13 protein-coding genes are annotated in these 13,457 nt (G+C 37.2%); all 13 read right to left on the bottom strand.

Going from position 1 to position 13,457, the window contains the following annotated elements:
- Nucleotides 1–5: 5 nt before the first annotated feature.
- The 13 genes from CCE82_RS01335 to recD2 all read right to left on the bottom strand — a co-directional run bounded on the left by CCE82_RS01335 (nt 6) and on the right by recD2 (nt 13,455).
- Nucleotides 6–455, bottom strand: a complete 450-nt coding sequence (locus CCE82_RS01335; RefSeq protein ID WP_086427637.1) for an acetyl-CoA carboxylase biotin carboxyl carrier protein — start codon at nt 453–455, stop codon at nt 6–8.
- A complete protein-coding gene (locus tag CCE82_RS01330; RefSeq protein WP_086427636.1) occupies nt 446–1,471 on the bottom strand; it encodes a 5-oxoprolinase subunit C family protein in 1,026 nt (341 codons plus the stop codon). The genes CCE82_RS01335 and CCE82_RS01330 overlap by 10 nt, the downstream gene beginning before the upstream one ends.
- The gene (gene pxpB, locus CCE82_RS01325) at nt 1,461–2,195 is read right to left on the bottom strand and encodes a 5-oxoprolinase subunit PxpB (protein WP_086427635.1); all 735 of its coding nucleotides are present in this window, start codon (nt 2,193–2,195) and stop codon (nt 1,461–1,463) included. Before pxpB ends, CCE82_RS01330 begins: the two co-directional genes overlap by 11 nt.
- A 481-nt stretch (nt 2,196–2,676) precedes the next feature.
- The gene (gene greA, locus CCE82_RS01320; protein ID WP_019169715.1) at nt 2,677–3,153 is read right to left on the bottom strand and encodes a transcription elongation factor GreA; all 477 of its coding nucleotides are present in this window, start codon (nt 3,151–3,153) and stop codon (nt 2,677–2,679) included.
- A 26-nt stretch (nt 3,154–3,179) separates the two neighbouring features.
- On the bottom strand, nt 3,180–3,803 hold the full coding sequence (udk, locus tag CCE82_RS01315; protein WP_014613750.1) for a uridine kinase: 624 nt from the start codon (nt 3,801–3,803) through the stop codon (nt 3,180–3,182).
- 3 nt (nt 3,804–3,806) lie between these two features.
- Nucleotides 3,807–5,072 carry a peptidase U32 family protein gene (locus tag CCE82_RS01310; RefSeq protein ID WP_086427634.1) on the bottom strand — a complete coding sequence of 422 codons (1,266 nt, stop codon included), beginning with the start codon at nt 5,070–5,072 and terminating at the stop codon, nt 3,807–3,809.
- Nucleotides 5,073–5,090: 18 nt separating this feature from the next.
- Nucleotides 5,091–6,020: a peptidase U32 family protein gene (locus CCE82_RS01305; protein ID WP_086427633.1), complete on the bottom strand. Its 930-nt coding sequence runs from the start codon at nt 6,018–6,020 to the stop codon at nt 5,091–5,093.
- Nucleotides 6,013–6,657: an O-methyltransferase gene (locus tag CCE82_RS01300; RefSeq protein WP_086427632.1), complete on the bottom strand. Its 645-nt coding sequence runs from the start codon at nt 6,655–6,657 to the stop codon at nt 6,013–6,015. The genes CCE82_RS01305 and CCE82_RS01300 overlap by 8 nt, the downstream gene beginning before the upstream one ends.
- A 422-nt stretch (nt 6,658–7,079) precedes the next feature.
- Nucleotides 7,080–7,412, bottom strand: a complete 333-nt coding sequence (locus tag CCE82_RS01295; protein ID WP_086427631.1) for a DUF1292 domain-containing protein — start codon at nt 7,410–7,412, stop codon at nt 7,080–7,082.
- Between the two features lie 13 nt (nt 7,413–7,425).
- Nucleotides 7,426–7,854: a Holliday junction resolvase RuvX gene (gene ruvX, locus CCE82_RS01290; RefSeq protein WP_086427630.1), complete on the bottom strand. Its 429-nt coding sequence runs from the start codon at nt 7,852–7,854 to the stop codon at nt 7,426–7,428.
- Nucleotides 7,847–8,119: an IreB family regulatory phosphoprotein gene (locus tag CCE82_RS01285; RefSeq protein ID WP_086427629.1), complete on the bottom strand. Its 273-nt coding sequence runs from the start codon at nt 8,117–8,119 to the stop codon at nt 7,847–7,849. The genes ruvX and CCE82_RS01285 overlap by 8 nt, the downstream gene beginning before the upstream one ends.
- A 63-nt stretch (nt 8,120–8,182) precedes the next feature.
- Nucleotides 8,183–10,813 (bottom strand): alanine--tRNA ligase, encoded by a 2,631-nt coding sequence (gene alaS / locus CCE82_RS01280; protein ID WP_086427628.1) that lies wholly within the window; start codon nt 10,811–10,813, stop codon nt 8,183–8,185.
- A 242-nt stretch (nt 10,814–11,055) separates the two neighbouring features.
- Nucleotides 11,056–13,455 carry an SF1B family DNA helicase RecD2 gene (gene recD2 / locus CCE82_RS01275; protein WP_086427627.1) on the bottom strand — a complete coding sequence of 800 codons (2,400 nt, stop codon included), beginning with the start codon at nt 13,453–13,455 and terminating at the stop codon, nt 11,056–11,058.
- Between the last annotated feature and the right edge of the window lie 2 nt (nt 13,456–13,457).

Genomic DNA, 13,457 nt, shown 5'->3' with positions numbered 1-13,457 from the left:
CCCCCTTACTTTAACGTTAAAATAACTTGGTTAAACTCAATATTCTCGCCATGATCGACTAAAATTTCTTGAACTTCACCAGCCTCATCTGCTGTCACTTCATTCATCACCTTCATCGCTTCAATGTAACCAATAATATCCCCTTTGCTCACTTTATCGCCAACTTTAACAACAGGCTTCGTTAATTCTTTTTCATCTTGCAAATAAAACGTTCCAATCATTTGTGACCGAATTACTTTTGTATCATTTTCAGCTTGATCTGTTGTTGACTGCGTTTGTTTCGTGCGACTATTATTTGATGTTTGTGAAGACATTTCATCATCATTAGGTGCTTCAGTTTGTTGAATAGATGATAAATCTAATTCAAGCTCCATCTCATCATCGCTATATCTGAAATGCTTAGCCCCGTATTGTTTTAATAAGTTTAAAGTTTGCTCTATTTGTTTTAAGTCCATGGTAAACTGTCTCCTTTTAAAACCGTTTTGATTTTTTGTTGCGTAGGTCTAATGTACTTCAGAAAGCGTTGTGGTTGTTGACGAATTTGAGCTTTCGCCTCTTCTAGCTTTCTGTTTTTACGTGATAAAATTTCATTCGCTTCATTAAATGTAATCCACTCAAATGTCAGCTTGTCTCCCGGCTGTTTTTGCACAATGTCAACAATATCACAATCAATCACGGTACCGATTTTAGTATAGCCTCCTACAGTTTGGCGGTCATTGAGTAAAATAATAGGATTGCCATCCTTAGGTACTTGCACACTTCCTAATGCAACAGGCTCTGAGATGATATCAGCATCTGCAAATGGTTGAATCGATGCCCCTTTGAGACGGTAACCCATTCGGTCAGAATTTTCTGAAATGGTAAATTCAAGGTGTTCCAGTTCTTTAATTGTCCGACGTGTGAAAGATTCTAGTTGTGGTCCATCCATCAATCCTATTGGTAAATGGCGAGCCTTCGTAAAACTTGAAAAATCACTTGAGCGACCAATTAAACGATTGTCTATATATGAAGGTTGTGTTGGAATAATATCATTCGCTTTTAACGCACGTCCTTTGAAACCACCGATACCAGTACGTGTATGTGTCGAATAACTGCCTTCAACAAGTGGAATATCTAAAGGTTCAGCAAAACCAATGTAACCCCGCATCCCATGAATGACAGGACCGATATCTAAAACATCATGTTTTTCTGCTTTGATAACAGTTTGATGTGGTATCGGTTCACCATTTAATGTTGCTGAAAACTGTGCCCCAGTAATAGCAAATAAATTCTGCCCTAAAAATTTAATTTGTGGTCCAATCATCGTAAACTCTAATGCAGGTTGACCCTTTGTTTCTAATAGCGTGTTTAATATTTCATAACTTGGGCAATCCATTACACCAGCAGGAGAATATCCTTCAAACTGATAACCTATACGTCCCATATCTTGAACTGTCGTAAATAATCCAGGTTTCATAATTTTAATGGACATCTTCTATCATCACCCATTCATCATAATCTAATTGGTTTTTATGCACATACTTTTGAATATGTAAAAATTCCTCTTCATTAATCGAATAAAACTTAATTTTATCGCCTGGTTGGTATAAAATTTTAGGCTCACGTTTTGGATTAAAAACATCAATCGGTGTACGCCCGATAATTTGCCATCCTCCAGGTGAATCTGACGGATATAGTCCTGTTTGATTATTCGCAATCCCCACTGAACCTGCATCAATTTTAATTCGAGGCTCTTCTTTTCTCGGTGTATGTAATCGAGGGCTCAAGCCGCCTAAAAATGGAAAACCAGGCATAAAGCCAATCATGTAAACGAGATAATATTTTTCAGTATGATATTGAATGACTTCTTCAATAGTTAAATGATTGTGTTCAGCAACAATACCAATATCTGGCCCCCATTTACCGCCGTACAATACTGGAATATTAACGATTTTCGTACCTCGAGTGTATGCCTGGCTTTGTTCATAATCAAACGCATCCAGTTGCAACGCTTCGATTAACGTGTCGAAATTAATTTGAATCCCATCGAAATAAACCATAACAGCGCGATATGATGGCACGATTTCTACTACATGTGGATGATTTATCTGATGTAGATGGGCGACTACAGCGTTGACATGTTCATATACCGATTCGCTAATTTGCGCTTTGAAGTAAATCATAAAAGATTGCTCACTAATTTGACGAAAATGCATGCGTATCCCCCTTTCAGAAAGCCCTTACAAATATATATTTTATCATTATAGATTATCAGTGACAATTAAGTATTGATTGAAATAATAGACTTATGCTCGGAATTCAAAAAAGGAAATGGGACATATCAAATGCTTCTATGTAGATTGATGATGTTAAAATGATGAATACATTTCAGTTCAGCATGGCAGAATAACATTGGAATTTTTCATTTTCAAAACACAAGTTCATACTTTATCCATCTTAAAACTAAAATTGCCAATATGAATAAGATTCCTGCGGGGTCATGTCGAATCAGTGCAACCATCATCACTTCAAAAAATGTCTAATAAAAGTGTTGGTCGTTGAAAGGACAACCCCTAAGAAAGCAAATCCATAATGGCAATGATAAAAATGTATGATTTATAATGAGCAGACAAGTTTAGCAAAATACAACCATTAAGATAATTAACAGTGTTCCCTATCCTTGTCGCAATTATTTTTTTAATGAATATCTACAATTCTTACGTTCATTTCTCCACCGTTTGGTAGTGGCACACGTACTTCGTCATCTACTTGTTTACCAATAAGTGCTTGTGCCATTGGTGATTCGTTAGAAATTTTACCGTTAAACGCATCAGATTCTGCTGAACCCACGATTTGATATGACTCTTCATCGTCACCAGGAAGTTCAACAAATGTAACTGTTTTACCAATTTGAACAACATGATTGTCACCTGTATCTTCAATGATTAAAGCATGACGTAACATTGTTTCAATACGTTGAATGTCTTGCTCGATAAAGCCTTGTTCATCTTTCGCTGCATCGTACTCTGAGTTCTCTGATAAGTCGCCAAAACTACGTGCAACTTTAATTTTTTCAACTACTTCTGGTCGTTTAACCGTTTTTAATTCTTCTAGTTCTTTTTCAAGTTTTTCGTATCCTTCTTGCGTCATTGGATATTGTTTTTGGTTTTCCATTGTTTGCATCTTCCTTTAACTATGATTTAATCTTTTTTACGTACAAGTGCTTGAATCTTAGTTGTCATGATATCAATAGCAACTTTGTTTGAACCGCCTTCAGGAATAATAATGTCCGCAAATTTTTTAGTCGGTTCAATAAATTGGTTATGCATTGGTCTCACAACAGTTAGATACTGATCAATGACAGACTCCATTGTACGACCACGCTCTTTGGTGTCTCTCACAAGACGGCGCAAAATTCTTAAATCTGCATCAGTGTCTACGTAAATTTTTACATCCATCATATTGCGCAATTCTTCATTTTCGAGCGCAAATATACCTTCTACGATAATAACATCTTTAGGTTGAAATGCAATCGTTTTATCGCTACGTGTATGATTTGTGTAGTCATAAGTTGGAACTTCTACACTTTGACCTGACTGTAATGATTTAAGATTTTGAATTAACAAATCATTATCAAACGCAAAAGGATGATCGTAATTTGTTTTCAGACGTTGTTCAAATGTAAGATGTGATTGGTCTTTGTAATAATAGTCTTGTTCAATAAGTGCGACACTGTGGCCTTCTAAATTATTCATAATTTTATTCGTCACAGATGTCTTACCCGAACCAGAGCCTCCAGCAATACCAATGATCGTTGTTGCCATTCTTTAAACTTCCTTTCTCATCATGTTGTTTGGATAAATAGGCTGGTCAACTTTGATTTGCACGATTTGTAATGGGTGTCGTGCGGCATCAAGTTCATTTCCTTCTTCATCATAAATCTTATCGACGACTTGTTTAAAGGTTTCAATTTCAGGTCCGAAAAACTCAACTTCTTGGCCTGGTTTAAAGTGATTTCTTTGTTGGATTGTCGCCATTTGAGTCTCACTATCATAGTCTAACACAAGACCGATAAAGTCAAACGGCGCTTTTTTACTCGATTCATTTCCAAACATTTGTTCTTCATAACCTGGTGTCCCTTTGAAAAATGCAGGTGCCGTATCACGGTTTGCACATTTATCTAATTCAAAGAGCCATTCCGGTTTAATTTTAAAGTTTTCTGGGTCTTCAGCATAAGCATCAATCACTTTACGATAGACAGATACCACTGTTGCAATATAGTGAATAGATTTCATTCTACCTTCGATTTTAAGTGAGTCAATACCTAAATCCATCATGTTCGGAATCGATTCAATCAATTTCAAATCACGCGGACTCATCGCAAATGGAACGGCATTGCCATCTTCATAATACACATCCAATTCGCCGTCTTCATCTACTGTCAATAAATCATAATCCCAACGACAACTTTGACAACACCCTCCACGGTTAGAATCACGTGCCGTCATATGGTTACTCAGTGTACAACGACCAGAGTATGCGATACACATTGCGCCGTGAATGAAAGCTTCAATTTCAATATCCACTTTATCCTTGATTTCTTGCATTTCCATCGCACCTGTTTCACGCGCAAGCACGACACGGTCTAAGCCTTCTTCTTTCCAATATTCGACCGCTTTATAGTTACTTAGTGATTGTTGTGTAGATAAATGAATTTCAAGCTTTGGAGCGACACGTTTACACGTTTCAATAATCAATGGATCTGCAACAATAATTCCTGTTGCACCAGTTGCTTCTAATTGTTGTAAATAGTCGTCAAGCCCTTCCATATTTTCATCATGGGCAATAATATTCGTTGTGATATAGATTTTAGCACCGTAACGATTGGCAAATTCCACACCTTCACGAATTTCGTCCATTGTAAAGTTGTCTGCATTTGAACGTAAACCGTACTCTTGACCCCCGATGAATACAGCATCAGCACCGTAATGAACTGCGATTTTTAATTTTTCTAAGTTACCAGCAGGCGCGAGTAATTCAGGCTTTTTCATTTTCGCTTTTGTTGCTGGCTTAACTTCTTCAAGTACCTTCATTCATACTCTCTCCTATCTTTAATATACTGTTTGCTTGTAATAGAATCCTTCATCAAACGGACGATGCTCTGGTTGTATTGCTTCAATTGGGTCTACAAGCATAAATTTTTCATCCTCATAAGCTTCTGGATCTTCTTCGTATAAATCAATCGCTTCACGATATTGCGCTGTCGCTACGTTAATATATTCTTCTGTTTGGAGTACCCCATCAATTTTCAAACTATCCACGCCAGCTTCAAACAATGGTTCTAACTCTTCAATTAAACAAATATCGTTCGGTGACATAATATGCGTGCCATTATAATCTTCAAAAACGGGATATTTATTATCACGTTCTTCATCGTAAAGTAACAACTGACTCTCTGATGCCGCATCATTACGTTGAATTTTCATTTGACGATCTTGGAATGTATAATAGTTACCTAAAAGCATACGTTTCGATTGGAACATACATGTCATACCGTGGACTTGCACTTCTATCTCAACATCGCTATTCGCTTTAATATTCAATATTTCTTCTAAACTTAATTCACGCGCAAGTACTGCTCTTTTTGCACCACGTCTTCCCCAATAGTTACATTGGAAGTGGTTCGTAACAAGCGTTTCAGCATTCCAGTTTAACGGAATAGGATTTTCTTGTTGCTTAACGATCATCACAACTGCAGGATCGCCGAAAATAATGCGATCCACTCTAATTTCATGTAAAAAGGCAATATAATCTTCTAGTGCTGGGATGTGATAGTTATGGAATATACCGTTCACAGCAGCGTATGCCTTTTTACCAGCGTTATGAATGATTTCAACGGCTTTTTTCATCTCTTCTCGATTGAATTCCCCGGCCAACCGCAAGCCAAACTTTTCTTCACCGATTACAAATGCATCTGCACCTTTGTCAATTAAGGTTTCGATGTGACTTAAAGATTTCGGTGTCACTAATAACTCAGTCATGTTTACTCTCCTTTATTGATATCGCTAGTCCATCATCCATATGAATAAAATTCGTTGTGAAATCCTGTTGTTGACTTAGCCAATGATTGTATCTTTGTACTTTTTTCACCATTTGTTTGACGTTCCGACTTCTTACGACATCGATGTCAGCAACGAAACCATGGTATAAAATGTTATCTGTAATCATAACACCTTTTTCGCGTAATAACGGACTATAAAGCTCAAAAAAGCGTTGTGATTGTGCTTTCGCAGCATCGATAAAAATCATATCATAAATTCGGTCGTTCACCTTTTCAAATGCTTCTGTCGCATCGGCTTCAATTAAACGAATTTGATCCGCAAAACCATATTGACGGATGTTCATTTTCGCTTGTTGAATCATCTCTTCATTGCGTTCAATTGTCGTCACTTTAATTTCTTTATCCACTGAGGCAAACTGCATCGCACTATAACCAATCGCACTGCCAATCTCAAGAATGTCTTTCGGCTGATGAAGACGAATAATTTGTTGAATGAGGTCTAAAGACAGTTGATCAACAATTGGGACTTGATGTGTTTCAGCATAGACACGCAATTGGTCAATATCTTTGTCATATTGTTTCAAACTTAAGAGATATGATTGATTTTTATCTTCCATTTATGTTGACTTCCTTTTTATTTTCTAAAAATCATCAAAAAATAAACCAGCCAATTTGGACTGATTTAACTTTGATGTCTGTATACGCATCGCGGAGTTTATCTTAAAACTCCGTCGATTGATAGCACTTTAAAATGACTTCTATATATTTTATCACATAATTGCTTGAGTGATAAGCATCAAAAGTCATTTTAGTGAAACATTTCATGAAATTTGATGATTTAAAATAATGACTTACATAGCGATGTCGATGCGCGCCCTTTCTCCACTATGTAAGTCATTACATGATGTATATCTATAAAACTACAAATATTATAATAAGCAATAATGATGAAAATACTCCAAAATGTATAAAGAACGATAGCAAAAAGAAATAGAGACTAGGAAAACTTAATATCCCAGTCTCTATTTCACATTAGCGATTAATGCTCGTGATCGTGATCGTCTTCATCATCCATATTCGTATTGACAACTTCTTCAATCATATCCCATTCTTCTTCAGTTTCAACAGGTAAAAAGCGCCCGCCTTCTCCTGATTCATCCGGCTCATTAATCATAGGAATTAATTCGATTAAATCATCGTCATCCGCTTGTGCGCCTTCTTCTGCAAGAATTACATATTCTTTTTCAAAACCAGGATGATAAAATTCTAACATTTTACGATATAAGACTTCGTTGCCTTCTTCATCAAATAAAGTTAATAAAGTTTCGTCATTTTTAATTTCAATTTCTTGATTATGGTTTTCGTTTGTCATATTTGCTCTCTCCTTAATTCAGACCATCTAAATAGCCTTGTAAAATGAATACCGCAGCCATTTTATCAATGACTTTCTTTCTCTTAGCTCTTGATACATCAGCTTCTAACAGTGAACGTTCTGCAGCCATTGTACTTAAACGCTCATCCCACATCACAATTTCTAAATTTGGCATTCGCTCTGCAAGTACGTCTTTATATTTTAACGAAGCTTCACCACGAAAGCCAATAGAATTGTTCATGTTTTTAGGTAAACCAATGACGACAGTACCCACATTTTCTTTTTGTATAATGTCAATTAAGGCGTCAATTCCGAGCTCATTTTCTTCTTCGTTAATTTGGAGTGTATCTAAACCTTGTGCCGTCCAACCCATCAAATCACTAATCGCAACGCCAACAGTACGGCTTCCAACATCTAAACCGATAATTTTATGTTTAAGCATGATCGTCCTTACTATGATTTTTTAAATAGTATGACACAAGCTCTTCCATAATATCATCTCGATCGATGTGTCTGATTTGATTACGTGCTTCGTTATGACGTGGAATATATGCAGGATCACCTGAAAGTAAATAACCAACGATCTGATTGACAGCATTGTACCCGCGTTCTTCTAGCGTTTTGTAGACGTTGTTTAAAACTGTTTCGACGTTGTCTTTTGGAAGTTCATCATAGTTGAATTTCATTGTTTTATCAAAATTAGCCATAGTCCAACACTCCTTAAACCATAATGAGATTACAACTTCTATTTTACATGAATTCAACACTCATTATAACGATTTAATATAGTTTTTAATAAATTGTAATGCTTCTGTTATCTTGCTAGGTTCAGTACCGCCACCTTGTGCCATGTCTGGACGGCCGCCACCTTTCCCGCCGACTACAGGTGCCATATTTTTAATAATGTCTCCAGCTTTCACGCGGTCAGTTAATGCTTTCGGTACGCTAGCGATTAATGATACTTTGCCATCTACATCACTCGCTAACACAATGATACTATCTTGTAATTTAGATTTAAAGTCATCCATCGTTGTACGCATTGCTTTTGCATTATCCACTTCAACTTCTGTAATAAGCACTGGCAAGTCGTTGATCATTTCAACTTGATCTTTAATATTGCCCATTTTCAATTCATTTAATGCTTTGTTTTTATCTTCAATCGTTTGTTTCAAAGCTTTTTCATTATGTTGAAGTTGCTCGACTTTTTCAATCACTTGCGCATCTGATTTTGCCTTCACTTGTTGCTTAATTGCATTGAATTGATCTAAATAATGTTCTAAATAAAGGAATGCATTTTGACCTGTAACGGCTTCGATACGACGCACACCTGCACCTGTACCTGACTCACTTGTAATTTTAAACAAGCCGATTTCTGATGTGTTTTGCACATGTGTCCCACCACAAAGCTCGATTGAGAATGGTTGCATATCTACTACACGTACGATATCGCCATATTTTTCACCAAATAATGCCATTGCACCTTTCTCTTTTGCATCAGCAATGTTCATTTCTTGAATATCGACTGGAATACTGTTCCAAATTTCTTCATTGACCATTTGTTCAACTTGTTTAATTTCTTCAGCAGTCATTGGTGCAATGTGTGAAAAGTCGAAACGGAGACGGTCGCTATCAACCAATGAACCTGCTTGATTCACATGTTCACCTAAAACATTTTTCAATGCGGCATGTAATAAGTGCGTGGCACTATGGTTCTTCATAATCGCTGTTCTTGCTTGACGATCGATTGTTGCAGTGACTTCACTATTTTCTTTTACAACACCGAATTGCACGACACCTGTGTGAAGATGTTGACCATTTGGTGCTTTAATGACGTCTGTCACTTGAATTTCAAATTGATCATTACGGACAGTGCCTTTATCTGCGACTTGTCCACCACTCACTGCATAGAATGGTGTTTGGTCCATAATAAAATGAATCGTTTCGCCTGCATCAGCTGTTGTTACGCGTTCGCCGTCACGTACAATATCAGTAATTGTCGCTTCCGTTTCAAATGCTTCGTAGCCTAAAAACTTGCTCGCTGTGTCAATTTCTTTTAGCACTTCGCTTTGAACTTGCATTGACTGACTGCTTTGTCGTGCTTTACGTGCGCGTTCACGTTGTGCCTCCATATGATCGTTAAATGCATCCATATCAATAGCTAAACCTTCGTTCAATGTAATTTCTTCGGTAAGCTCGATTGGGAAACCATATGTGTCATATAATTTGAAGGCATCTTCTCCCGCAATCGTTTGGTTTGAAGATTTGGCTTGTGTGATTAAATCATTTAAAATCGCTAAACCTTCTTCTAATGTTTCGTGGAAGCGTTCTTCTTCAGATTTAATGACACGTGCAATAAAGTCTGCTTTTTCTTTAACGTTTGGATAATACGGTTCCATAATATCAGCTACGATGTCGACCAATTGGTACATAAATGGCTCGTTAATTTCTAATGTTTGACTAAATCTAACAGCACGACGTAACAGACGACGTAATACATAGCCGCGGCCTTCATTTGCAGGTAACGCACCGTCTGAAATCGCAAAAGCTATCGTACGGATATGATCCGCGATGACTTTAAATGCAACATCATTCTCTTTATCCACCAAATATTTTTTACCTGAAATCGCCTCAACTTGACCGATAATAGGCATAAATAGATCTGTTTCATAGTTCGTACGCACATCTTGAGAGATCGACGTCATACGTTCTAATCCCATACCCGTATCAATATTTTTACTTGGTAGTGGTGTATAAGTATGGTCTTTATTATGGTTAAATTCACTGAATACAAGGTTCCATACTTCTAAATAACGTTCATTTTCTCCACCTGGGTACATTTCTTCAGCAGGATCGTCTTGTCCATATGCTTCACCGCGGTCATAGAAAATTTCTGTATTTGGTCCAGATGGCCCTTCACCGATATCCCAGAAGTTGCCTTCGATACGGATAATACGATCTTCAGTTAATCCAATAACATTTGTCCATAAATCATACGCTTCAGTATCTTCTGGATGAATCGTTACATACAATTTTTCTGGTGCCATTGCCATCCAACGTTCGCTCGTTAAAAACTCCCACGCAAATTCAATCGCTTCACGTTTAAAGTAATCACCAATTGAGAAGTTCCCTAACATTTCAAAAAACGTATGGTGTCGCGCAGTAAAACCTACATTTTCAATATCGTTCGTACGAATTGATTTTTGGGCATTCACGATACGTGGCTTTTTCGGTATTTCACGGCCATCAAAATATTTTTTTAACGTCGCTACCCCTGAGTTAATCCATAATAAAGTATCATCGTCAATTGGGACTAACGGTGCAGAAGGTTCGACCATATGTCCCTTCTCTACAAAAAAGTCAATATACATTTGACGAATTTCACTTGCTTTTAAATTTTTCATCTTTACAACTCCTTGATTCAAATAAATACAAAAAAACACTCGTCTCAAAAGGGACGAATGTTTCGCGGTACCACCCTAGTTATGGCTATTTTGCCATCACTCATTATCATATACGTGCTCATACATAGTAGCGTTCAATGAATCACACTCGTACATTCTCAGCAAACTGTACGTCTCTGTGAAGTGGATACTCATCTACTCGGCTATGCACTTGAACTTAACTATGATTATATAAAAAAGGCTTAAACTTTGTCAATTTCTAAAAAGTCATACGGTGTCACTTCACCCATATTAATCATTGGATGGATTTTAAACATCGTTGCTTCAGTTAAAATAAATTCTGATGAATCTGTGCTTTCTTCTGAATCCGTCGAACGCTCGTCTGGATTAAAATATTGCACTAAGAATGATTGCAACTGCGTAAGTCGCGTTTGTCCTGCAGTCGCTAAACCGATATTAAAGGCCTTCGCATCACCAAGAAAAACGAGAGATTGTTTTGCACGTGTCAAACCCGTATATAAAATCGGTTTTTGCAACATTCTGAAATACTGTTTCACGATAGGCATAATGACAATAGGAAACTCAGAACCTTGTGCTTTATGTATCGATGTACAATAGGCGTGTGTCAGCTCTGTTAAGTCAGAGCGTAAATAAGTGATTTCGTTCCCATCATAATCCACGACAACGACATCTTTATTGAGCGCATTTTCTTTTGCCCAAAATATACCGACAATAACACCAATATCGCCATTAAATACATTATCATTCGGTCGATTAATCAGTTGAAGCACTTTATCCCCTTTACGGAAAAGCACATCGCCAAATTCAATTTCACGTTGCGATTCGTCTGTTAACGGGTTTAAAATGTCTTGTAAGATTTGATTCAATTTTTTAATCCCTGCATTGCCGCGATACATCGGTGCCAACACTTGAATATCTGCCATCGTATACCCTTTTTGTACAGCATTGTTCACGACTTTTTCTACCACTTGTGGAATTTGATCAGTTTGACAAGGAATAAATGAACGGTCGTGGAAACGTTGGGTAATATCGACTTTTTCACCTAGTTTCATACGATGCGCCAAGTCAATAATACTTGACCCATCCTGTTGGCGATAGACTTCTGTTAGATTAATGCGCGGTAACACGTTGGCATCAATTAAATCTTTAAAAACTTGTCCAGGACCTACTGATGGCAATTGGTCCTCATCGCCGACTAACACAACTTGTGCATCCATAGGGACCGCATCCATAAATTGATGAAACAGCCATGTGTCAACCATAGACATCTCATCAATAATGATTAATTTGGCATGAATCTCATTTTCTAATTTGTCTTGAGGCTTCGTATCTTGATTCCAACCGATTAAACGGTGAATGGTCATCGCTTCTAACCCTGTCGCTTCATGTAACCGTTTGGACGCTCTTCCTGTCGGCGCAGCTAATACAACTGGATAGTCATCCTCATCAGAATAATCATCATAATCTAGTGAGATGCCATGGATTTCCGCATACAACTGAACAATCCCTTTAATGACAGTCGTTTTACCTGTTCCTGGACCACCAGTTAAAAGCATCACTTTATGTCGAATCGCGTATTCTAACGCTTCTTTTTGTGACGGGGCATAATGAACTTCATTCACTTCCTCAATTTCCCCGATATGTAATTGAATATCAGATGCATCAAATTCTGTTAAATGATCTCGATGTGCAAACACTTTATATAAATTTTGCGTACTTTTAATTTCCGAATAATAAAGGCTTGGTATCGCAACCATTTCATCTTGATTCACTAAACGCTTTTCTTCTACTAATTCAGCTAAAATACGCGCCATCGTCTCATGATCAATTGACGATTCTTTTCCTTGTGATAACAGTTGAATCGTTTCATTAATTAAAGCTTCTTGGGGTAAATACGTGTGCCCTTGTTTAATACATGTCTCTTCAACTAAATAAAGCAATCCAGCTTTCAAACGATCAGGATGTTCAGGATGGATACCGAGCTGCTGTGCCAGTTGGTCTGCTTTATTAAAACCGACCCCTTTAATATCATAAACAAGTTGATACGGATTTTGGTCGAGTACAGTCAATGTTTCACTTTTATAAAACTTGTAAATGTCCATCGCAAGCTTCGACCCAAAACCGAGTTCATTCAAGCGAATCATGACTTGTTCACTTTCTTGATTGGCGTGAATTTGTTCTACGATTTGTTGTTGCTTTGCTTTTGATAATTTAGGCACCTTTTCTATGACAGTTCCATCTTTCAAAATATCATGAATCGCATTTTCTCCTAATGTATTCACAATCGATTCAGCTGTTTTTTTACCAATACCTTTAAATAAATCGCTGGATAGATAAGCAATAACAGCGTCTTTAGTATGAGGAATCTCTTTTTGAAACGTTTCTGCTTTTAATTGCTGCCCATATCTCGCGTGTTGTACGACATGCCCTTTAAATGTATACGTCTCATCTTCAACCATATTTGGAAAGTATCCAACGACTGTTGCCATATCATCAAAGTCCCCATTTGTTTCTTCGATATCCACTTTGAGCACTGTATAATGGTTGTCCGTATTATGAAATAAAATCATTTCTACGGTACCTTTAATAAATGTATGGTCAAACAGTGTTGGATTCTCCATGG

Source organism: Staphylococcus cornubiensis (assembly GCF_900183575.1).
GTDB lineage: Bacteria > Bacillota > Bacilli > Staphylococcales > Staphylococcaceae > Staphylococcus > Staphylococcus cornubiensis.
This window is presented reverse-complemented; position numbering and strand designations above follow the sequence as displayed.

What these genes read in the sequence shown, in the direction of transcription:
- CCE82_RS01335 (WP_086427637.1), bottom strand. Translation starts at nt 455, where the DNA reads ATGGACTTAAAACAAATAGAGCAAACTTTAAACTTATTAAAACAATAC.
- CCE82_RS01330 (WP_086427636.1), bottom strand. Translation starts at nt 1,471, where the DNA reads ATGTCCATTAAAATTATGAAACCTGGATTATTTACGACAGTTCAAGAT.
- pxpB (WP_086427635.1), bottom strand. Translation starts at nt 2,195, where the DNA reads ATGCATTTTCGTCAAATTAGTGAGCAATCTTTTATGATTTACTTCAAA.
- greA (WP_019169715.1), bottom strand. Translation starts at nt 3,153, where the DNA reads ATGGAAAACCAAAAACAATATCCAATGACGCAAGAAGGATACGAAAAA.
- udk (WP_014613750.1), bottom strand. Translation starts at nt 3,803, where the DNA reads ATGGCAACAACGATCATTGGTATTGCTGGAGGCTCTGGTTCGGGTAAG.
- CCE82_RS01310 (WP_086427634.1), bottom strand. Translation starts at nt 5,072, where the DNA reads ATGAAGGTACTTGAAGAAGTTAAGCCAGCAACAAAAGCGAAAATGAAA.
- CCE82_RS01305 (WP_086427633.1), bottom strand. Translation starts at nt 6,020, where the DNA reads ATGACTGAGTTATTAGTGACACCGAAATCTTTAAGTCACATCGAAACC.
- CCE82_RS01300 (WP_086427632.1), bottom strand. Translation starts at nt 6,657, where the DNA reads ATGGAAGATAAAAATCAATCATATCTCTTAAGTTTGAAACAATATGAC.
- CCE82_RS01295 (WP_086427631.1), bottom strand. Translation starts at nt 7,412, where the DNA reads ATGACAAACGAAAACCATAATCAAGAAATTGAAATTAAAAATGACGAA.
- ruvX (WP_086427630.1), bottom strand. Translation starts at nt 7,854, where the DNA reads ATGCTTAAACATAAAATTATCGGTTTAGATGTTGGAAGCCGTACTGTT.
- CCE82_RS01285 (WP_086427629.1), bottom strand. Translation starts at nt 8,119, where the DNA reads ATGGCTAATTTTGATAAAACAATGAAATTCAACTATGATGAACTTCCA.
- alaS (WP_086427628.1), bottom strand. Translation starts at nt 10,813, where the DNA reads ATGAAAAATTTAAAAGCAAGTGAAATTCGTCAAATGTATATTGACTTT.
- recD2 (WP_086427627.1), bottom strand. Translation starts at nt 13,455, where the DNA reads ATGGAGAATCCAACACTGTTTGACCATACATTTATTAAAGGTACCGTA.